Below are 21,523 nucleotides of genomic sequence, written 5' to 3'. Positions count from 1 at the left end.
AATGTGTTTTTGTGGCAAATACTGCCTAGTTTATATAACGTCACATAAGGACATCGTAAATATAAAAACTATTTTAAGAAGTAGAAAATAAACTCGATGAACTGCATCATAAAGTCTTAAATAAGAACTTCTTACCTTATTATATATATAATCCGTTAAAAAGTCTTAGAAAAGAGTCCTTTTTTAATCTTCATATCAATAGTCATACTAGTAATACAACCCGTATCTTCCTTCTTTCTCAAGTTTAAACTATTGATTTCAATTTTTTGATCTCTTATAGCATTAAAAAGCTGATTCACCGTATAGCGTTTACCACTTTTATTAAAGACAGGAATACTACTATAGCAAAAATAAGAACGCATAGCTCTGTCATCTAATCTTCTTTCTGAATACCCCACTAACATTTGTAAAATCTCATCAGAAGAAACTACAATTTTCTTAACCTCCGGCTCTACAACAGGTTCAGGAACGGTTACGGTGGGTGGAAGCACTAAAGAATCATTAATATTGTCTAAAGCGGTCTCAATAGGATCAACTCGGTTTCTTGGTGTTATTACTTGACGTTCTCCTCTACTATCTAAAACAACAATTCGGCGTCTAGACTCATGTCTTCTATCACCGTTTACAACCAATAAAATTGTTTTCTCTCCTGGAGATTTAAATGTATATTTCTCCTCTTTGTTGGTTCCATCAATATGCAATGACTCACCAAAACTCCATTGCCAAGATTCTGCGAATGGCGCATCACTTGAAAATACAACCTCCTCACCTACTTTAACATTCGTAGGTAAAATTATATTCGGAATTAATTCAGGAGAAATTAATTCCTTCTTCTCATTAATGGTAATCTCCTTAACCACATCACATTGCCCATTTACTCGTAATGCTACTTTATAAGTTCCCGGTTTTGTAAATTGATGTGCTACATTAGATTGAAATTTTGTGTTAGTTTTGTCACCAAAATCCCACTCCCATTCAACACCAGAATCATCAATGCTATTAAATTCGATTAAATCTTCTGTGGTAAAAGAATTTGCTATGATCTTAAAATCAGGGTTTCCACAATCAACCTTACTGTTAATTTTAAACGAGATTAGTATTAATCCTACAACAAGTAATACTAAAAAAGTTAGAAATACGTTTCGGTCAAAGTGGGTTTTTATATTATTACTTTTCATTAAAATTGGTAATAGAAATTATTAAACTCTTATATTTATCCTTAAAATTACAATTATTACTATGAAACTAAAACTGATGTTTTTAATTCTTATTGTGCAATTTATAGGTTGTGGTAAAAACACTTCCAAAGGTGTAAACCAAATGTACTATAAAAAACAAATAGAAGAAGCACATAGGTTGAAAGAAAAAGAAGCTCTTGTTGTAAAAGAACCAGAAAGAGTAGCCACAACTACCTACCTTACTTATGAGGAAAAAGAGGAGTTTGCTAAGGCGTTGAATATTCCTACAGAAGAGCTTGAGAATGAAAAGTTATATGGTAAAATTAAAGACTGGTTTGGCGTTCCTTATTTATGGGGAGGAACCACAAAAAGAGGTGTAGATTGTTCTGCATTTGTACAACATGTATATGACGTAGTGTACGAAAAAGAATTGCCTAGAACTTCACAACAGCAATTTGATGCCAATTTGGATGTAGCTTTTAAAAGTCAGAAAAATTTAAAAAACGGAGATCTTATCTTTTTTAGACTAAGACACAAAGAAAAAGTAATCTCTCATGTGGGCATCTATTTACAGAACGGAATGTTTCTAGGATCTAATTCACCAAGAGGGGTAGAAATTGCAAATTTGAAAGATGCGTATTGGCAAGATAAATATGTTTCTTCTGCTAGAGCCTTATTAAAATAATTTAATGGAAAACAATATACTACAGGAAATTCGAGACCATTTTGATGGCTTGGATTTTGATATAAAAGCAGAAACATTTGCGGCGGGAATCAAAGAATTCTCTGATGTTTCTTACAGCTATTCTGATTATTTCAAAAGAAGGTACAGTCCCGATGTTTCTGGTATTAGGGAAGATGATGTTTATAAGGAGAATATAGTTGTTCATCTTAGTCGTCGTGGATTTTACAATATTTTTCCAGAACGTTTTTTTCATAAAACTGTTGGTAGTACTGGGTTTGTAAATGATATGGTCAATGCCTACAAGAATAGAAAAGTAGAGCAAGAAAAAGCCCAAAAGTTTTTTAATCCGTTAGAGGAAGAATTTTTTCTACACAGAGTAGAAGTAGAACGAGAAGAAGATCGTATTTTTGAATCGCTGGGAAATTCTGAATTAGTTTATTTCTTGTCAGACTTATGGGAGATCAATTCCAACATACCACATGTCATGGCCGGAAAAATTTTGAAAGCAATTCCCTTTATGCATAAGATTGCAGGAAATTTAACGTTAATACAGCAAGTATTAGAAACAATAATCGAAGAAAGCTTAACCATAACCAAAACATACACCACCATTCCTAACACACACGAACATAACGATACCTTGCAATTAGGCGTAAATTTAGCGACGGCAACCACCGGTGCTTCCTATTTGCCAAAATATACGTTCACTATTAACAATATTAAAAACCCCGAAAAAATTCATGACTATTTACCTAAAGGACAAATTAGTTTAGTAATGCAGTATTTTTTAGATCACACCATGCCTTTTGAGAGTGATTTTGAAATAGACTTTACTTTGCCTCAGAAAAAACAAAACTTTACACTGAGTGATGCCATCTTTGCTGGTCGACTTGGTATATCTTCTACAATATAATTTTCATGATAAAACGTTACTTAAAAACATTAATAAGCTTTGAGGCATTGATGCCTTTTATGATTATTGTGGTGATCACGATACTTGTACTTACCTTATTTGCTTCTAAAACACCTGGTTTTAAAAAACAACGCAAGAAGTTTTATATCTATTTGATATCAGGTATTGTCGTAATGGGAATATTTACGTGTATTGTCTATAACTTAAAACAAACAGGCGTATTACTAAGGTATTTTTCCATGCTTAGTTTTTCTTTTTTATTGGGAGCTTTACATGTGTACTTTGTCCGTTATTTCTTCGACAAATTTGAAATAGAAAATAAATTTAAAGAATTGCTAATTGCCTTTGTAACTGCCTTGGTGCTTGTTGTGCCTATTATAATGGTTGCCTCTTACTTTCAAGATCTAAAGTATCTAGGTTATTATTTCTTAATTACAACCACTTTTGTAGTGCCTACCGCGTTTTATGCACTGTTTAATTATGCTATAAGCGTACCCGTAAAGTTATATTCTAAATGGTATTACCCTTTAGGTAATAAATATGAATCTCCTAAGCATTATGAGTTAAACAATATGATTGTTTTAAACTTTATGTTTTATAAAAACACGAAAGAAACTCATCTAACAAGTTTTAAAGCAAAAGCACCTAAAGATATGGATTTTGGTAGGTTGTTTTTCTTTTTCATTAATGATTACAACAGTAAAAAAACCACTACTAAAATTGAGCTTCTTGAAGACTCTGGCGATCCATTTGGCTGGTATTTTCAAACCAAACCTAAATGGTTTGGAGCTTCAAAACATATTAATTCATCACTAACCGTAGAACAAAACAATCTAAATGATGGCGACACCGTAGTGTGCCAACGTATATAATATTTATTATGATAGAGGACATAAAACACTTTAAAACAAATTGGATCGATGGTATGAAAATCTCTAAAGAGCATTTTCAAAACCTCCAAGACTACGCAGAAAATACAGCAAAAGATCTTACCAGTATTAGAATAGGAAAAGATGGTTATGGTTTGTTGGCATCACATTTAAGTGATCATAATGAATACATTGTTACTATTGATGTACATAAAAGCTTAAAAATTTCGATTAAAAAATTACGTGCTATCACTCCAAACGGTACGCGTGTAGAAATTACAAACTTCACACCTGCGGTTAAAGAAGATGTGGTTGTTGAGCAGTTTGCAGATAACAAATTAGAAGAAGGTTTTGTTCTTTTAAATGTAGATCAAGAAGATACGGTTGCTTTTGGAGAGCAAAACCCAAAAGAAATGCCTCCTCGTTATCCGTATACTACAAATAGGTACTTTTTCACTTTTGTAACTGCAAATGATTTAGAAAAATCTGGACTAGCAGGGAACCAGCTTCCTATTGCTAAAATTATCAGAGAGAATAATGCTTTGGCCGCAGCCACAGATTACATAGCGCCCTCTACTACCCTAGGAACTAGTGAAGCATTAATCGATTTTTATAATGTTGCCGAAGCTTTCTTGAAAATGGCCGAACGCAGTTCTATACTAATTGTACAAAAAATAAATACCAAGCAGAGTGATAATCCTATTGCAGACGCTATGCATACAGTAGTAGATAAATTGTATGCTTATTTATCACAACAAATTACCTATGTAAAATGGGAAGAGTATGAAATGCATCCTAAGAAATTAATTGAAATTATCGTTAGTTTTTCAAGACTTTTCAAGAGCTCAGTAGATGTATCATCACCGGAAAACAAAGAACAATTGTTCAACTATTTTGGAGAATGGACAGATTTAAAGGGGGGTGATTATGAAAAAATATTTACCAACATTATCAATATTGATTACAAGCATACAGATGTTAATCAAAACTTATTCATCATCAATTCATTTATGAATGTAATTGAGCGTTTGTTCACTATTCTTACGCAAGTAGATTATATCGGTAAACGTAGAGATATGGGCATATTTGTAAATGAAAACATTGTAGAAGACAAATTCGGTAAATCTGGAGGTCCTTCATTTTTAGCGGAATAAAATAAAATTATACTATGGAAATTTTAAATAAAAAAGAAAGGATATCTGCTTTTCTACTTTTTTTACTCATGTTTTTGGTCACTATTGTGCTCCTTTTTGTAGCGGTGTTTTTTAGTTACAAATTACCTTGGAAAGAGAATGATGTCTTACGTGCAGAAAACAAGAAAATTCAGTATGAATTTATGTATCAGAAGCAGTTTATCAATGAACTAAAACGTGTAGATGTTTTAATAGATTCATTAGATAAAACAAAACAAGGAAATATCTTTTTAGAACAATCTATAAATTCTGATTTAGTAAAAATTAAGAATGATATTCCAAAAGACTCTCTTGAAAACAGGAACATGTATGAGAATTTAATTCTTACTTATAAGAAATTGTTAGACGCAAAAAGAGATTTAAAACAAGTAGCCAATGCTAAAACTGAAATTGATAAATTAGATAAGCAATTGGATGATTATGAAGATCAAATACGAAATTTAGAAACCGCATTAGAATTAGCCAGACGTATAAACAGAAACCAATAAGTATGAATAACGAAGTTGAAAAGGCTATTTATATTGCAACACAAATTGCAGAAGAAAATCAGCATCAAAATTACACCGCTGCACATTTAATTAAAGCAGCTTTAAATAGAGATTTATCGCTTTTGCGTAAACTCCATAATCTAGGTGTAGATGTTTATTTTGTTGAAGAATGGGCAGAAGTTAACATTGAACAAACCCCAAAAAGATCTTCTAGAAATACAGAAGTAGAAGCAGATTCTGGTGTACAATTAGTATTTGTAGAAGCTGAAGATATCAAAGGGAAGCTTGGTAAGGATGAAGTTGATTTATTGGTTTTATTCATTGCAGCAATAACACCTGGCGTAGGCTTTAGTTTTGATCAATTAAAATCGCTCCCTGTTAGTCACAATCAACTTTTAGAAACGCAAAAAGGTACGGAAGGGAAAGTCAACCCTAAAATTAGTTCTTCTGCAACTTCCTCTGAAGCAACAGATACTAGTGTGTTGACCAAATATACTTCAGATCTTGTAAAATTGGCTAGTGCTGGAGAATTTGCGCATATTATCAATAGAGATAAGGAATTAAAAAGTATTACCGAAATTTTAAGTAGAAAGTCTAAACCTAACGTGATTATCCAAGGAGAATCGGGTGTTGGAAAATCTATTTTAATTAAAAATTTAGCAGTACTAATTGCTGAAAAGAAAATCGTAGATGTTTTACAAGAGGCTACATTTTTAGAAATACACACTACCCTACTCTTATCTGGAGCTTCTTATAAAGGAGAAGTAGAAGATAGATTACAACAAATATTTGAACAGGCAAAATCCTTTACCATGCCTATTTTGGTCATGGATGATTTTCATGCCCTACTGCAAGATAATGCTACGAGCCAGGGAATATTAAATGTTATAAAATCTGAATTAAATAAAGGAGAAATTGTTCTTATTGGAGTCACTTCCCCAGAACATTTCCGAAAGCATATAGCATCTGATGATGCCTTAAGCAGGCGTTTTGAATCGGTTAGTTTAGAAGAACCAGATACAGAAACTGCTTTTAGAATATTAAAAAATGTAGGTGAAACATTTAAAAAACACCACCAATTAGAAATTTCTGATGACACGCTAAAAGAATCTATTTTATTTTCAAAACGGTATTTAAAAGAAAAAAACCTTCCAGATTCTGCCCTAGATTTAGTAGATAGAACCATGGCTGCAGCGAAAGTATCGCAGCAATCATTACCTGCAGATGTTGAAGAGTTAAAAAATAAATTAGCCTTTTTAGAAAAGAAGTCAGAAACCTTATCAGAAGAACAACGCAAAGAGGAAATAGATTGGATCTACATAGAGCTTAAGAATAAATTAGGACCTATTATTATCGGGAAATATGATACAGAAGATCTATTATCTTTTCCTTCCTATGCTGATAAAGTAGCTTATTTAGCTACCATTCTAGAAGCTATTGAAGAGCATTCTACAAAAGAATTAACAGCAATCTTTGATGAAGATTTAGCAGCTGTTGTATCTAGTATTACCGGTATACCTGCTGGAAAAGTACAAACACAGGAGCGCGAACGTCTTATGGAGATGGAAGCTACGCTTAAGAAACGTGTTATTGGTCAAGACCATGCGGTAAAAACAATTACAGAAGCTATTATAGAATCAAGGTCGGGGCTTTCTAAAGCAGGCCAACCAATTGGCTCTTTCTTTTTCTCGGGACCTACAGGAACAGGAAAAACAGAATTAGCAAAATCATTGGCAGAGTTTTTATTTAATGATGAAAGCGCTATCATTCGTTTTGACATGTCTGAATTTAAAGAGGAACATTCAGCGGCACTTTTATACGGTGCACCTCCGGGATATGTTGGGTATGAAGAAGGCGGTATGTTAGTAAATAAGATTAGACAAAAACCGTATTCTATAGTACTTTTTGATGAGATTGAAAAAGCACACCAGTCCGTTTTTGATGTATTCCTTCAAATTTTAGATGAAGGTAAACTTAGTGACCGTTTGGGTAAATTAGGCGATTTTTCTAATGCCGTAATTCTTTTTACTTCTAACATAGGATCAGAATTTATCGCAGAGAAAATTTCTGATGGAACCACACCCTCTTCTGATGAAATCTTAGAAATAATGGCGCCATATTTTAGGCCAGAATTTTTAGGTAGAATCACAGAGATTATTCCCTTTGCCCCTATTTCGAAAGAAAATGCACCTCTTATTTTTGACTTACATCTTAAAAAAGAATTGCTTGTTTTAGCAAATAAATTGGGAATTACACTTGATATTGATAAAGAAACAAAAGACTTTTTATCCTTAGATGGTTTTTCATCTACGTATGGTGTTAGGCCTTTAAAAGCGGTAATCCGAAACAAATTAAAAAGACCTTTGTCTCGTATGATTATCTCTGGTGAGATTACAGCACCACAAACTGTAAAAATCAGCTTAAAAGACACTGTAGTTGTTTTTGAAGTAACCAAGTAAAACTAGGCTAAATGGCAAAACAGTACTACGAAGCTCCTTTTGATTTTAAGCGTTTTTTTGAGAAGAAAGAACTTCGAAAAATAACGCTACAAGAATCTATATCACAATTTATAAGCATCATTATAACCACCTATTTTGAAGAATATGTTTTTGATGAAGGCTTTGGTAGTGAAATATGGGAGACAGATTTTGACCTGTTAGTAAATGCTAATGTTTTAAAAGAGCAAATTAAAAGATCGCTTACCAATCAAATAGAAACCTATGAAAAGCGATTAGGCAACACAAATCTGACCATTAATTTGCAAGAAAGTGTATCTGAAAATTCTAATAAAGTACGATTGAAAAAATATCTAAATATTACAATTACAGGAACATTATTAAAAACCAACGAACCGTATTATTTTAGTGGAGATTATTATTTAGCACCACTATCTTATAAGTAAACACATACTCCTGAATGAAATCATTAAGTAAAGAAGAAATAAAAGAACGGTTAATTAGAAGGGCTGCCGATACATGGGGAATGGATGAAATGGAAATTGAATATTCCCTTGATCCAATTGTCAGTATACTTTTTGATGCTTGTGCGCATGAATTTGAACGTATTTCAGATACCATAAAATCTAGTAGAACAAGAATTACAGAGCGCTTGGTAGATTTACTAACGCCCCAAGTTTCTGTAACCGCTAGGCCTGCCCATGCCGTTATGCATGCATTGCCAATAGACAGTACTCTTAATATTAATGAACGTTCAGAATTTTACCACCGAAAGAGAATGCCAATTTTCAGGGAGAATGGTAAAAACGATTTTGAAGATTTTTTCTTTGCTCCTGCAGGAGATTTTAAAATTAGCAATTGCAGTTTAGACTATATCGCCTATCCAGAAAAAATTGCTTCACATAAAAACCACCGGAACATCCCTTTTATTCTCAAAGAGAATTTTGTGGGCGCTGCAGATGGTTCAAGTATTTATTTAGGAATAAAACCAGATGATGAAGTAACATCTATCCAAGACTTACTTTGTTATTTTGATTTGCTTAATTTTTCTCAAAAAAATGTATTAACGCACCAATTAGGTTTATCTAAATGGTCTTTAAATGGTAACCCATTAGAGGTGGTTAACGGGTACAACGAATTAGAATTCGCCGGGCAAGATTTAAATACCTATATCAATGAGTCTATACAGAGTAAGATTAAGTTCTACGAGAATTATGTAAAAGAATTTTACCAAGATCATTTTTATACCATTACAGATGCTATTGATGTAAAGAGTAATTTAAGAGACTATCCAGAAGATTTTGAGACGTTTTTAAGTGAGAAAGATTTAAAAGAATTTAAAACACCACTATTGTGGATCAAGATTTCTTTTTCTTCTATTGTATCTAGTCAAATGCTAGATAATTTACATTGCCATATCAATTGTTTTCCTGTGTTGAATAAAAAACGACATGAAACCAATAGACGCTTAAAACCGTATTTTAACATTTTACCACTAGAGGTCGATGGAGATTTCTTTTTTGATGTGCAAGATATAAAAGGCGATAGTGGTAACACGTATTTTATTCAAGATCGAAAAAAAGAAGACACGGCTACTAGTACACAGGCATATCTGCGTTTTGGTGGCGTTTCTCGTTTTGATGAGCGTGATGCTTCAGAACTTTTAAATTACACCATAGATTTGCTCAAAGAAGATAGTATTGCGTTTAATGCTATGAATGATGATTTTATTAATACTAATTTAAAAGATCTTAAACAGATAATTTCTAGGATTGATCAACAGATAGAATTAAGAGATTTTACCAGAAATAAAATTCCATATCTGGTTATCAATAAAAATAGCATTAATAAAAATAAAGATCAATTTGTCTTTACAAATTACTGGAGTACTGCTGGTGACAAGGCCAATAAAATAAACCCATATGTACAATTAGTGCAGTATTCGGGTACCGCATTTTTAACAAATTCGCTAACCTTTATTACCGGTACTATTGGTGGTAAAGATGAACCGAATGCTAGTGAAAAAATATATGCCTACAGGGAGCATATTCTTTCTAAAGGAAAAATAATTACACGACAGGATATTATTCAACATTGCTTTGGTATTTTTAAAGATAGTATTACCAAAGTAACCATAGAAAAAGGTGTAGTTGTTGCTTTAGATGAAGGTGTTGGGTATACGCCAACTACAGATGTATACATTACCAAGCATGAAGATGCCGTATATGATGAAGAAAGTTGGGAACACTTAAAGAAAGAAGTGCTAATAGGCCTCCAATCAAGGTCTGCAAATGTACTTCCTTTCCGTGTTTTTTATAGCTAATAATCTATAATTTATATTGTAATTCATCGAAATACGGGTGTATTTTTTGTTAAGCTCGTTGATTGTGTCTATTTTAACGTTTTAAATTCTACAGCCATGCCTAAAATGATTACCCCAGTGCTTATTATCGATGGAGAACGTTTTCTTCCTAAATCTGGTTATAAGGTTTCTATAGAACAATCCATGGGTACCCACAGCTCTTTTAGTGTGGTTTTTCAAACCAATGCTACCGAAGGATACAGCGGTACACTCATGAATAATTCTATTAATTATTCGGGTAAAAAAATATCTATAGGGGTCAATGATGGCGAATTAGAATATGTGGGGATTATTACTTCGGTAGCCTTACAAAAAGGTATTGGTGCTTCTGGCGCTATTGTACTATCAGGACAAGGAGCTAGTATTTTACTCTCACGCTCCGTGCAATGTTTTAGCTATGAAGAAGGGTCTTCTTTTAGCCAAGTAGTGAGTGATACGTTTAACGGACATTCCACTGACCTTCTTAAAATGGAAATAGGAAGTGGTACTAACATCCGTTTGCCTTATACGGTACAATATAATGAGTCCGACTTTTCATTCTTACAACGTATGTGTGCACGTTATGGCGTTTGGATGTATGACAATGGGAGAACCTTTTGCGTAGGACGTACAGGAGATAAACAATTCAGCGGCGTATATGGTCAGGATATTCAAACCTTCGGACTCTCTACGACTCTGCAATCCCAAAATAGTGGCTTTACGTCTAAAGATTGGGTCAATGATAGTGACTTAGAATCGGTTTCCTCTTCTTACAATGCACAAAGCGGACATATGTATGCCGGGCATGTAAAAAATGAATCTGAGGGTTTATTTGCTAAAAAAGAAAATTACTCCTGGAATCACAACCAGAATGAATATAGCGGACAGCAAGGTTTAGACCATGTAGCAAAAGTAGATACCTTATCTAAAGCAGCGAATATGATTATTGCCAACGGATCTTCAGAGATTGTTGGTTTGCGTGTGGGTGATAATTTAACCATTGAAGGCGTTAGTTTTTCTGATAAAACACGTAGAGATGCTTTTGGATCCTATATGGTTACCAAAGTAGCGCACCGTTTTGATCATAGTGGTAATTATGAAAATCATTTTGAAGGGGTACCAGAAGGCACAGAACACCCACATTACAGTGCGGTATTTGCTACGCCCTCTGCAGAAGAACAACGTGGTGTTGTTTTAGATAACAATGACCCTGATGGATTAGGACGTGTAAAAGTACAGTTCGGTTGGCAACGCAGAATGGGCACCTCTACCCCATGGATAAAAATGAATACCCCATACGGTGGTAACGGCAAGGGTTTTTACTTTATTCCTGAACTAGACGAAGAAGTACTCGTAGGTTTTGAAAATAACAACCCTGAAAAACCGTATGTATTGAGTGCTGGCTTTAATAGCAGTGCCAAAAGTGGTGTTGCGGATGCCGATAACAATATAAAAGCCATCATGACCCGCAGTGGGCATATTATTGAACTAAATGATACAGATGGTGGGGAGATGATTACTATAAAAGATAAGAATGAGAATTTATTTAGTATAAATACGAGTGCAAATAATATAATTATACACGCAAATAATGATGTCTCTATAAATGCAGAGAATAATGTAAGTGTATCTGCAAAAGAATCAATGTTATTGAATGCTAAAAACATTACTATTAGCGCTGAAGAAAACATTAACATTACTGCAGGAAAAGATTTTACCAATAGTGTTGGAGAAAATCTCAACATAATGACAAAAAATAAAAATTTAATAGTTCAAGAGAACTTAATGATTGATGCTAAGGTAAGTGAAACTGTTGCTGACGAAATAACACTTGATAGTAAAGATCAAAATTTGACTTTAGCTTCTGGAAAAACTGTTGATATACAGAGTAAAGAAAAGGTTAAGTTGTTTTAAAAATGTCTGAAAACTTATCAAATATTAATTTACTAGAGGCTGTCAATGTAAAGTTAGAACCTCAAGGTTTTAAAGGTATTTATGGTTGTATGATTGAATTTCAATCAGAATCTAAAATGAATTTTTTAAAATTTAAATACAGTTATGAATATTTAGGCAATAAAAATTATAGTGGACATATTTTTAAAATTAATAGATTTAAAGATATATATATAAACGATAAAAGCCCTCAAAACTTTATCGAAGATATATCCATTGAAGTTAGTGAAACACTGTATCCTTTAGAAGTACAATGCAATCATTCTGGTGGTTTTAAAACAATTAGAAATTTTGATGAAATAAAAAAACGCTGGCACAAGAAAAAGAAGAGCTTGTTATCTAAATATAAAAATGAAAGCGTTATTAAGTACATAAATGTGTTTGATAAATCTATGAGCTTCGAAGAACTATTTATTGAGAAGATGAGAAATGATTTTTTTTTATCGTTATACTTTCAACCTATATTTAAATATTACACTGCCTTTTATAAAATAGAAAGTACGCTCAAGTTTCCTATCGTAGGAACATCTAAACAAGTTTGTTTCAAAGTAAATCAACGATTAGACGAGAATCATTTAAAAGAAAATGAGTATCGTATAATTATGGATGGTGAAATAGAAGATGAAAGAAGTTTAACCGATTTAGAACAGAAATTAGACTACCCTATTTATAATTCAGATAGTATTGAAGATAAAGGTAATTGCCAAATAACATATCAGTTAAATAATATTTCAAAAATTATTGAAGGGATATATGCCGAGTTTAATTTAAATTTTGGAAATACTAGAAAAGTGGTCGTTAAAATGTTTCTTTTAGAATAGTGTGATATGAGTAGTAAATATATGGTTGTTCAAGGAGCTTTGTGTGAATGTCAGTTTGGAGATTTTCCTGATAAGTTAAAGGTGATGTCTCAAAATAAAATATACGCTAACGATAGCAAAGCAAGTAATAAACTTATTGCTTCAACAATGGAACTTGGTGGTAGTACCTTCGAAAAAAATACTTTTGGACAATGTAAGATGCAACCAACGGGAAGTAGTTTCAAACCTTGTCAGATTGTTATAACGCAATGGGACGGCGCATATGAAAATGTTGAATTAGCTAATGGCGGGCAAATACTTTTGGAAGATAGTAAAGCTACTTGTCCAATGGGCGGTAGTCCTTGTATTAGTATATTACAGCATGGGCAAACTAATGAACAGAATATAAGTTCAGAAGAAAATGCAGTAGTAGAACAAATTAATCCATTAGTTACTATGGAAGACCTTCAGGGTCCTGAGCTAGAAGATGAAATAATTTTATCCTAAATTTTATTAAGATGTCAAACGGAATTGAAAAATTAGGGCTTGTAAATCCTGATGATAAAAATATTATTTGGGGTGGCGGAAAAAAATTTCCTTCCTATATAAAGGTCAAAGCCAATTGTGAAATTGAGATAATAGCTTTTAAAGATTCTAAGTCTAAGGGTTTACGCCCAAAATGGATAGCTAAGCCTAGAGAAAAAAGACCATTTTCTAGTCAGCATAAAAATGATTATACTGGTGATATAATGGGAGCGAAAGTTGAAGCTAAATTTTGCGGGCCACAAATTTATCACGTAGAAGCTTTTATAGGAGAACCAATTAACAAAGAACCTAACCGTATTTTAATACAAGGCTATGCTCCTGAAAAAATTACTAAAGCAGAATGGCGAAAATCTAAAACGGGCGCTAGTTTAAAAACTAAACCGAATAAATTTGGAGATGATATATGGCTTCACTTAGAAACTGAAGGATTGAATGGTTGTAGATTAAATATTATGGTTTATAATGACCAAATAGGAGATGATCAGCATGTAGCTAACTATGTAGCAAAATGCTATAGTGGCGAAATAAACTTGTTAATAAAAGACACATTTAAGTGGAGAGCAGGAACTGGATATTTAAGAACAGACAATGAAGAATATTACATTAAAGTAAAAATACTAGGTAAAAGTTATTTAATTAATAATTTGAGCGGAAAGAAGAGAATCGCAGAATTTGTAGTGTTTAAAAATGACATCACTAAAAGAACTACTGAAAAGTCAACGAGTACATTACCTGCTAAAGTTGATCAATCTGAGATAAATTTAGAACGTTATGAGCCATGCAGATTTAAAACTATTGCTATAAAGGATGATCTCAATGAAATTGTTTTATTTGATGAAGGAAACTTAAAAATAGAAGAAACTAGCAAAACTAAATTTGCAATATCTGAATACATATATTTTAAATTTGAAAAATCGGATCTAACACCTAGTGCGAAAGAAGTTTTAAATAATATTTCAACGTTCTTATTAGACAACCCTTTTGTTCCTTGTACCCTTGGAGCACATTGTGATATTAGAGGGAGTCACGAATACAATGATACTCTATCAAACCAAAGAGCAATTTCTGCGGTAAACTACTTAGTTGAAAAAGGAGTATCTAGTACTCGAATTACTGCAAAAGGCTACGGTAAAAGAAGATTATATATTAAAGGAGAGAATATTAGTGAGGCTCAACACAAAATGAACAGAAGGGTAACAATCCAATTTAATGTTCATGGTGGAGATGCAGAAAGTATAAAATTAAGTGCTATAGCACCTGATATAAATTTAAAAAAAGATTTTCTATTAAAAGTTGACAATTATAAAGTTAAATCTTGTTTAAGAAGAGGGTTTAAACAAAAACATGACGACTTGGTCTATGTTGTGGAATCTATTCAAGGAATAAAGAGTTTTCCCAATCATTATCCAAATAACAAAGTAAACCACAAGATATATTCAGATTCTACAAAATTTAAATTAATACCCTTAGATTTTATTTTACCTCATAAAGTAACTCCTAACAAATTTTTATATTATATTAATAGTTGCAGATACTATAGTAATGAAAAAAAAGCAACGGTTCTACTTGATGTTTACCCTGATATAAAATGGGATTTTCATGTTTTTGGGAAATTAAAAAACCCATTAGGGGTTAAATGGTCAGGTTTAGATACTAAGGGAGTTGAAGAAATGCGATCACTATCTGGTAAAATTGCAGCTCAGAAAAGATGGAAAAAAACTGAAGCAGCTTTTGGATTTGCTCTTAATGCCAATTGGAATAAGACAGGAGAAGATACGTATGATGAAAATTTTGCTGTAGGATATACTTATGAAGATAGCTTTAAAAAATTATACAATCTCTTTACAAGTTTAAAAGGAATTTCAAGTACAATAGCTGAATTTACAGGAGGTAAAGCTAAAAAAATAGCTTCAAAAAAAGTAGGGGTTAAAATAGAGGTAACTCCCCCAAATGTATCTTTAGGAGCCGAGTGGCAACTTGATAGAGCTTCTGATTACGGTAAGGTTAACACTAAAATTGGAACTTTAATAAAAATATATTTAAAGGCTGAACCAATAATAGGTCTCGATATAACATTTGATTTACTTGGGCTTGTCGTTAAGGGTGCGTCTGTTGCTACCACAGGTAATACTGCTGCTGCAGATTTATTTTTGATGATTAGAGATTGGGCTGAACGTGGATATGATTCTGAGCGCATTTCTGTCAGTTTTAAGATGTGGATAGATGCAATTTTAAGTAGTTCAATAAATGGAAGTATAGATGGACAATTTAATACCGAAAGTAAAGGAGATACTCAAATTGCCTTTATGATGGACAGTAAAATAAGTGTTGAATTATCCGTAGGGGTTGAACTAACTGGTAAAGTAGTCATAATTAAAACTGGAGTTAAAAAAGGAAAAGCTATCGGAGTAACTGGCGAAGCTACTGGAAAAATAACTGCTGCTTCAGGTAAATTAGGAATAGTTCTAGGCGGTAGAGTAAAATTTGAACAAAATGTTGGCTTATTTTTAGAACCGATATTATTATTACAAGAATGTACAGCAACCGCAGTTATCTTAATTGAAGTTAAATTTACTTACAAGAAGCATAGTGGAGATTGGACACCTTTAAATAAAAAATGGAATAAAAGATTTTGGAAAGAAACAGATCTTTTAGAAGAAATTTTTGATGAGAAGCAAAAATATGAAATTATAAATCTTAAATCTTAAATTAGAACACTAATGAAAACTATTACAAAAACAGTAATTTTATTAAGCTTATTAATTACTTCTTGCAATTCGCAAACTAAAATGGATATTCTTAATCTAAAACTACCTCTTGCAGATAATCTATTAATTAACGAAAGATACAATATAGCTGAATTTAATTCTGTACTGGAAACGGGATATTCTATATATAGATCTTATGATCCAAATTTATTGATATTCGATAATGAAATTATAGCAAGTAATTCATTTAACAATCCTAATGAAACAACTAATTATGGATTATTTTATGTTAAAAATGATAGTAAGTTACTGTCATTGATAAAAATGACAAGCTTCGAAACTGAGAAAACAAAATTATTACATGAAATTTTGTTGAAAAAATTTGGGAAGCCAAATTATTATGAAAGTATTTCTTTTGCTAGTTATAGTGTATGGGAAGACAAATTATCTGGTAACATATATTTATTTGAACATAATTACGGCGGTGAAATTAATAATATTCCTGTTGAAGAGGGTTTGCTTTTCATTATTGATTATAATGATGAGGAACTACTTGATAAGTATACTAAAGCTAATTATAGTTACTATCAAAAATATTTAAAACGTAGAAAACTTGATGGAAAAGAGTATAGTTATGAAGAGTTTGCCAAAAAAGAAAACGAAAATGGTACATCAAGATATTTAAAAGCTATATCTGATCCTGTTAATCATTAAAATTTAAACCTTTTTATTCTGCGATATTTAAAATATTCTCCATAAAATACAGAGGTAATAAACTTCATAATATTATTTAATTATTTAAAAACACCTCAAACTCTATAAAATTTATAAATGGAAAAACCACATTATGTAATTCAATTTAGTGCGGCTCAATGCATGTTTGAAATTAGAGTAAATGATATTATCGTTGTCACCCTTAATTTAGAGGAACAGGCAATGACAATTATACCTTTTAATTATGCAATAACTGATTTGGGTAAACAAATAATTACTGTTCGTATTTTACCCGTTTTTGGCGAAATACATTTAAGGAATACTGCAGAATTTTATTATGATGTTCTACTTTATGATGTTTCTAATGGGTTCAAGCTAAAAGAAAACCTAGGAGGATATAAAGCACCTAAAGTAGATAATAGTAAACCTAAAACTGTATTAACAAATACCTATAGTATTGATGCAACTGTACCTTTTAAATTAAATGACTCTTGGAAAGAAGGGCAAGATCTCAAAGAGGTAAAAGATTTATATGAAAAATTAAGAAAAACATATAGCAATATTGCTAATATTATAGAATCTAGAAATTTCGATGGTTTATTAAAATTAATGGAACTTAAAGAAAATAATATTCAAAAAGCACTTTATTTAGCCAAGGAAGATAGAAATGCTAGAATGAATAGTTTAATAATCGATATTAAAGGTGGCTTTAATAAAATTCAAATACCAAATGATTGTATCATTGTTTATTCTTCTTATAATAAAATAGCGTCATTAAAAAGAGCAAACGGTGAACCAGCTCTTAGTCTTATGAATTTAGAAATTAATGAAGAATTAATGTTGGATCTTGATTTTTATCTCCCTAAAAATTCATCACAATTCCAAATAATTTAAATAGAAAAATTGACATTAGCATTTTTTAATTACGCTAGATTTGCTTCAATTGAAAAAATAAGTACTATATAAATATATACCAAAAGAATATAATATTAAAAATTATCGCTTTATTCTAATAATATTTTATTTTTTTCTCATGAATACAATAAGAATATTCGTGATATTGATACAGAAACTACTACTCTTTATATTCTTGAAAAAAAATAAAGAAATAGTAACTAGTTTTACTCAAAGTCTTTATCGACACTACAAAGACTATTTAGAAGATAGAATTAACAAAAATGAAAATTATAGCTTTAAAGAATTTGCTAAAAAGAAAAACGAAGAGGGAACATTAAGATATTTAGAAGCCATATCAAACCCAATTAAACATAAATAATTCTTATGAAACATATTTTTCTTTTAATTACCATATCCCTTTTGGGATTATCCCCAGTTAATTGTCAAGACACAGATAGAGGATTAGATATCGCTGAAATTATAACGGATAAAAATCCAGAGGCTATACAATACTATTTAAATGATACAGCATCTTCGGAATCAGATTATGGTGAATTTAGATCCACAAATTATTTTTACCCTGTAGATTCTATTCCTAAACTAACAATTTTAGACATCCCAATTCAAAATTTTAGCTGCACTTATTTTGATGATGATCTGGGACTTGTTACCCTACGAATAGACGGCAAGGAGAATTTTAATACATTGCAAGATAGTTTAATCATTCAGTTTGGAGCTCCTACTATTGTAGAGGAAGATGGAGATATTAATTATACATGGAAAGATGAAAAACTGTTTTGGTACATTATCCATATTCCAAGCTATGTTCAAGAAGAAAATTTTAAATGTACATTAAGTATTGAAGGTAAAAGATATCGTAAAATTAATGAAGTATATAGCGGGAATTAAATGCAATATGCTCTCCTCAACATACTATAAAATGGGTGAATCATAACAAATGGTGAGGATATTTTAATTAAAAATCAGGCACTGTAAAGATCTTATTATCACGAAAAATAATGAAAATTACACAATACAACTATATTGAGTTTTAATAGATATTGCAAACAGGAGAAGACTATTTTTCACATTGTTTGAATTATTTTATTTATTACTATTACATCCAAAATTAATATACAAAATCTTTTAGCAAATAAGTGTAAATTAAAAAATATTGATATTGAAAAACACTATACTCTTATTTATATGCTTAATTAACATAGTACGTGCGCAAGAACATAAAAGGGAACAAGGAATAGCACAAGTAGAAAATATAAATGTCGTACCTAAAGAAAAGCAAATCACGTACGCTATTCATATAAACGCAAAAACTCCTTATGAGATATATTTAGATGATATACCAATAGAGCGCAATTATGAGAGCGGTATGAATTCTACAATAGAATTGAATCAGTATCTTTTAAAAAATGGAAAGCATAAATTAAAAGTATGTTATTTACCTAGACCAGATTCAGTAGATGGCTTGTTGCAACCAAATCATGTTTATAATAGTAAATATTCTAAATGGAATATTTACTTTCTAAATTATGTAAAGAATAAGGAAAAACCATTAGGTTACGAAGGCGAATTGGACTATCAAAATAATGAGCTTTTAATTGTAGCTCCACCAGAACCGGTACTGTTTTGGGAGCAAACTTTTGAACTCAACGTAGATGCACTACCTTATGAATTAGAAGGGTGGTCTAATGGACAGAATTTAGAAGATCTTAATAAAGATGAACTAAAAAAAGAAGTTTTTAAAGAATACAATAAAATCAGAGATCTTTTAAATCTGGGAAAAGTTGACGAGTATATTAGTATAAATAAGAAAAAATACTTGGAAATGGCAGTTTGTTTATATATTAAAGATGTAAATACTTACTGGTCAGAATCTGTAAAAAAAGAGTTAATTAGTGATTGTAAAGGTAATATGTGGCCTTTAAGTGAAGAGGAATATACAATGAAAATATATGGTAATGGAAAATTAGTCAAATTAGAAAGAATTAATCAATTTAAAAATAGAGGACTGATCGCGGAAACAGAAACTGATTATTGGTATTATAGTTTTTTACTTTATAAAACTATAGGTAGTGATACTTTTGAAATTATAAGAAAGTAATATTAATTTATTTATTTTAACAATATGTAATACAAACTGCGCTAGAACTGCTTAATAAAGTGTGCACAACAAGGTAAGGAACAACTAATAAAGCTTCTATGGTCTTTTATATTCCTGAAAACTGATGCCATTGGTTTACTAGAGCATTAAAAACTAGCCCAAGCCTCATATGAAGGATAAAGGAGAGTTCAATTTCTGTTTGTACTTGCTTTCTTATTTTAATTCCTATAACTTAAAATCTATTAAGTATAGAAAGAATATATATTTAACTATATTTTATTTTAATGAAGAGATTACTTATTTTAAAACTGTTCGCCATATTTTTTACAATTGTTGGATATTCTCAACCTAAGAATATACCTCCAGCAGAGGTAACTTCAGAAAACGTAGTAGACTATATTGCCAGCAAGGTTAAAGTTTATGACAAAAACCCAATGTACGCTATTAGACCCTTACAAAATAGTTGCGTTTTTGAAGTTTTAATAAATGATCATCTTGCTTATAAAAATTACGATTTAAAAAAATTAGCTACTCCTTTTTTAATTAATCACTATATCTTAAAAAGTGGAATACAAACGATTACGTATAGGTTGTACCCGTTAGAAGATTTAATGGTAGACACCTACGGTAAAGGAGAAACGATTAATACACTATTAAATAATACTTCTATGAATATTGAAGTTATCAAATATGAAGATGTAAAAACCGGAACACGTATTGGTGATGAGATTTTAGTTGAGAAGCATGAAAGTTTCACAAAAAAAGGAACAAGAGAATTTATAGGTAGTGGCTTGCCCTATTATGAATATACCTTTACGTTTGAAGCAACCGTTCCATATGAAATTGAAGGCTGGAGCAATGGGCAAGATTTAACAAAATATGATAAGAAAGAGTTAGAAGCTGTAGTTTTAAAAAAATATGCGCAAATTAAACAATTATATTTAGAAAAAAATATTGATAAATTAGTGCAAGTTGAATATTTAGACAAATCACTAAGAGAAGACATCTCTGATTACAAAGATAAAGAAACAATCAAAAGATATTGGGATAATTACTACGCAGATGTAATTTTAGAAGATAAACAATTTCAGTCGATAGAAGGTTATGAAATGCAATTTTTTGGAAATAATAAAATTGTCACTTTTCGTCATCCCGTGATTTCACCAATGGATCCCAGACTAAAAGGTGAAGCGGCTCTTTATTTTTTAAACACAGAAGATAGTGGTATAATAATAGCTAACTTTAAAGGAGTTTATCTATTTCTTCCTGAAGGAAAACCATTAACTGTTGAAAATTTACAAATACTTTAATTAGTTGCTTGTATTTTTAAACATTTAGTAATACATAAGCATAGCGCTATTGGAATTATAGCCTATTTCAATAGCGCTAGCCCTCGTTTGTAACGAGTGCCCTGCAGCGCAAGAAACAACTACAAAAGCTATCCATTCAGATAGCTTTTGTTCTTTTAAGTAGTAAGTGAAAATTCTAAATTTCAAAATCTAGCAACTGGACATTTTGTTTCTTAGTCCCCATATTTTAGATAAAAGTATAAACTAAACAGGATTAACCTATTAAGAACGCTATTGCTTAGAAATAGTCTAGAATCAGTAATTTTATAATACACCATAAAGCTTCCTATAGTAACAAGATTGTTTTCTTAGAA

General features: G+C 31.3%; 19 protein-coding genes. 18 read left to right on the top strand and 1 reads right to left on the bottom strand.

Annotated elements, in window-relative coordinates:
* Positions 1 to 155 precede the first annotated feature (155 nt).
* Complete coding sequence (locus M666_RS15230; RefSeq protein ID WP_029446549.1) at positions 156 to 1,178, bottom strand: PKD domain-containing protein; 1,023 nt, start codon at positions 1,176 to 1,178, stop codon at positions 156 to 158.
* Between the two features lie 61 nt (positions 1,179 to 1,239).
* On the opposite strand from M666_RS15230, the gene M666_RS15225 reads away from it, so the two are divergent.
* The 18 genes from M666_RS15225 to M666_RS15140 all read left to right on the top strand — a co-directional run bounded on the left by M666_RS15225 (position 1,240) and on the right by M666_RS15140 (position 21,170).
* Positions 1,240 to 1,863 (top strand): C40 family peptidase, encoded by a 624-nt coding sequence (locus tag M666_RS15225; RefSeq protein WP_029446548.1) that lies wholly within the window; start codon positions 1,240 to 1,242, stop codon positions 1,861 to 1,863.
* A gap of 4 nt (positions 1,864 to 1,867) precedes the next feature.
* Positions 1,868 to 2,776 carry a hypothetical protein gene (locus tag M666_RS15220; protein WP_025615208.1) on the top strand — a complete coding sequence of 303 codons (909 nt, stop codon included), beginning with the start codon at positions 1,868 to 1,870 and terminating at the stop codon, positions 2,774 to 2,776.
* Between the two features lie 5 nt (positions 2,777 to 2,781).
* Entirely contained in the window at positions 2,782 to 3,648 is an 867-nt protein-coding gene (locus M666_RS15215) for a TssN family type VI secretion system protein (RefSeq protein WP_029449306.1), read from the top strand.
* An 8-nt stretch (positions 3,649 to 3,656) separates the two neighbouring features.
* Positions 3,657 to 4,799: a hypothetical protein gene (locus M666_RS15210; RefSeq protein WP_024480869.1), complete on the top strand. Its 1,143-nt coding sequence runs from the start codon at positions 3,657 to 3,659 to the stop codon at positions 4,797 to 4,799.
* A gap of 14 nt (positions 4,800 to 4,813) precedes the next feature.
* Positions 4,814 to 5,326, top strand: coding sequence for a type VI secretion system TssO (gene tssO / locus M666_RS15205; RefSeq protein ID WP_024480868.1), 513 nt, complete (start codon positions 4,814 to 4,816; stop codon positions 5,324 to 5,326).
* A 2-nt stretch (positions 5,327 to 5,328) separates the two neighbouring features.
* Positions 5,329 to 7,785, top strand: a complete 2,457-nt coding sequence (locus M666_RS15200) for an AAA family ATPase (RefSeq protein WP_029446547.1) — start codon at positions 5,329 to 5,331, stop codon at positions 7,783 to 7,785.
* 11 nt (positions 7,786 to 7,796) lie between these two features.
* Positions 7,797 to 8,228 carry a GPW/gp25 family protein gene (locus M666_RS15195; protein WP_024480866.1) on the top strand — a complete coding sequence of 144 codons (432 nt, stop codon included), beginning with the start codon at positions 7,797 to 7,799 and terminating at the stop codon, positions 8,226 to 8,228.
* A gap of 14 nt (positions 8,229 to 8,242) precedes the next feature.
* Positions 8,243 to 10,105: a type VI secretion system baseplate subunit TssF gene (locus M666_RS15190; RefSeq protein ID WP_029446546.1), complete on the top strand. Its 1,863-nt coding sequence runs from the start codon at positions 8,243 to 8,245 to the stop codon at positions 10,103 to 10,105.
* A gap of 96 nt (positions 10,106 to 10,201) precedes the next feature.
* Positions 10,202 to 12,037, top strand: coding sequence for a type VI secretion system Vgr family protein (locus M666_RS15185; protein WP_039325888.1), 1,836 nt, complete (start codon positions 10,202 to 10,204; stop codon positions 12,035 to 12,037).
* Positions 12,038 to 12,039: 2 nt separating this feature from the next.
* Positions 12,040 to 12,897, top strand: coding sequence for a hypothetical protein (locus M666_RS15180; RefSeq protein WP_029446544.1), 858 nt, complete (start codon positions 12,040 to 12,042; stop codon positions 12,895 to 12,897).
* Positions 12,898 to 12,903: 6 nt separating this feature from the next.
* Positions 12,904 to 13,383 carry a DUF4280 domain-containing protein gene (locus M666_RS15175; RefSeq protein WP_029446543.1) on the top strand — a complete coding sequence of 160 codons (480 nt, stop codon included), beginning with the start codon at positions 12,904 to 12,906 and terminating at the stop codon, positions 13,381 to 13,383.
* 11 nt (positions 13,384 to 13,394) lie between these two features.
* The gene (locus M666_RS15170) at positions 13,395 to 16,130 is read left to right on the top strand and encodes an OmpA family protein (RefSeq protein WP_029446542.1); all 2,736 of its coding nucleotides are present in this window, start codon (positions 13,395 to 13,397) and stop codon (positions 16,128 to 16,130) included.
* 12 nt (positions 16,131 to 16,142) lie between these two features.
* On the top strand, positions 16,143 to 16,844 hold the full coding sequence (locus M666_RS15165; RefSeq protein WP_029446541.1) for a hypothetical protein: 702 nt from the start codon (positions 16,143 to 16,145) through the stop codon (positions 16,842 to 16,844).
* Positions 16,845 to 16,961: 117 nt separating this feature from the next.
* Positions 16,962 to 17,738, top strand: coding sequence for a hypothetical protein (locus M666_RS15160; RefSeq protein ID WP_029446540.1), 777 nt, complete (start codon positions 16,962 to 16,964; stop codon positions 17,736 to 17,738).
* Between the two features lie 196 nt (positions 17,739 to 17,934).
* Entirely contained in the window at positions 17,935 to 18,120 is a 186-nt protein-coding gene (locus tag M666_RS15155) for a hypothetical protein (RefSeq protein WP_029446539.1), read from the top strand.
* 5 nt (positions 18,121 to 18,125) lie between these two features.
* A complete protein-coding gene (locus tag M666_RS15150) occupies positions 18,126 to 18,650 on the top strand; it encodes a hypothetical protein (RefSeq protein WP_029446538.1) in 525 nt (174 codons plus the stop codon).
* 271 nt (positions 18,651 to 18,921) lie between these two features.
* Complete coding sequence (locus M666_RS15145; protein ID WP_029446537.1) at positions 18,922 to 19,860, top strand: hypothetical protein; 939 nt, start codon at positions 18,922 to 18,924, stop codon at positions 19,858 to 19,860.
* A 284-nt stretch (positions 19,861 to 20,144) separates the two neighbouring features.
* On the top strand, positions 20,145 to 21,170 hold the full coding sequence (locus tag M666_RS15140) for a hypothetical protein (protein ID WP_029446536.1): 1,026 nt from the start codon (positions 20,145 to 20,147) through the stop codon (positions 21,168 to 21,170).
* The last annotated feature ends 353 nt before the right edge of the window (positions 21,171 to 21,523 follow it).

Origin of the sequence: Cellulophaga baltica 18, assembly GCF_000468615.2 — a bacterium.
GTDB classification, from domain to species: domain Bacteria; phylum Bacteroidota; class Bacteroidia; order Flavobacteriales; family Flavobacteriaceae; genus Cellulophaga; species Cellulophaga baltica.
Note: the sequence above shows the minus strand (reverse complement) of the source record. Positions and strands in the feature narration are given on the sequence as shown.

Coding starts and splice junctions, on each gene's coding strand:
- M666_RS15170 (WP_029446542.1), top strand. CDS start 13,395: ATGTCAAACGGAATTGAAAAATTAGGGCTTGTAAATCCTGATGATAAA.
- M666_RS15185 (WP_039325888.1), top strand. CDS start 10,202: ATGCCTAAAATGATTACCCCAGTGCTTATTATCGATGGAGAACGTTTT.
- M666_RS15175 (WP_029446543.1), top strand. CDS start 12,904: ATGAGTAGTAAATATATGGTTGTTCAAGGAGCTTTGTGTGAATGTCAG.
- M666_RS15180 (WP_029446544.1), top strand. CDS start 12,040: ATGTCTGAAAACTTATCAAATATTAATTTACTAGAGGCTGTCAATGTA.
- M666_RS15160 (WP_029446540.1), top strand. CDS start 16,962: ATGGAAAAACCACATTATGTAATTCAATTTAGTGCGGCTCAATGCATG.
- M666_RS15225 (WP_029446548.1), top strand. CDS start 1,240: ATGAAACTAAAACTGATGTTTTTAATTCTTATTGTGCAATTTATAGGT.
- M666_RS15140 (WP_029446536.1), top strand. CDS start 20,145: ATGAAGAGATTACTTATTTTAAAACTGTTCGCCATATTTTTTACAATT.
- M666_RS15190 (WP_029446546.1), top strand. CDS start 8,243: ATGAAATCATTAAGTAAAGAAGAAATAAAAGAACGGTTAATTAGAAGG.
- M666_RS15195 (WP_024480866.1), top strand. CDS start 7,797: ATGGCAAAACAGTACTACGAAGCTCCTTTTGATTTTAAGCGTTTTTTT.
- M666_RS15210 (WP_024480869.1), top strand. CDS start 3,657: ATGATAGAGGACATAAAACACTTTAAAACAAATTGGATCGATGGTATG.
- M666_RS15220 (WP_025615208.1), top strand. CDS start 1,868: ATGGAAAACAATATACTACAGGAAATTCGAGACCATTTTGATGGCTTG.
- tssO (WP_024480868.1), top strand. CDS start 4,814: ATGGAAATTTTAAATAAAAAAGAAAGGATATCTGCTTTTCTACTTTTT.
- M666_RS15165 (WP_029446541.1), top strand. CDS start 16,143: ATGAAAACTATTACAAAAACAGTAATTTTATTAAGCTTATTAATTACT.
- M666_RS15230 (WP_029446549.1), bottom strand. CDS start 1,178: ATGAAAAGTAATAATATAAAAACCCACTTTGACCGAAACGTATTTCTA.
- M666_RS15215 (WP_029449306.1), top strand. CDS start 2,782: ATGATAAAACGTTACTTAAAAACATTAATAAGCTTTGAGGCATTGATG.
- M666_RS15200 (WP_029446547.1), top strand. CDS start 5,329: ATGAATAACGAAGTTGAAAAGGCTATTTATATTGCAACACAAATTGCA.
- M666_RS15150 (WP_029446538.1), top strand. CDS start 18,126: ATGAAACATATTTTTCTTTTAATTACCATATCCCTTTTGGGATTATCC.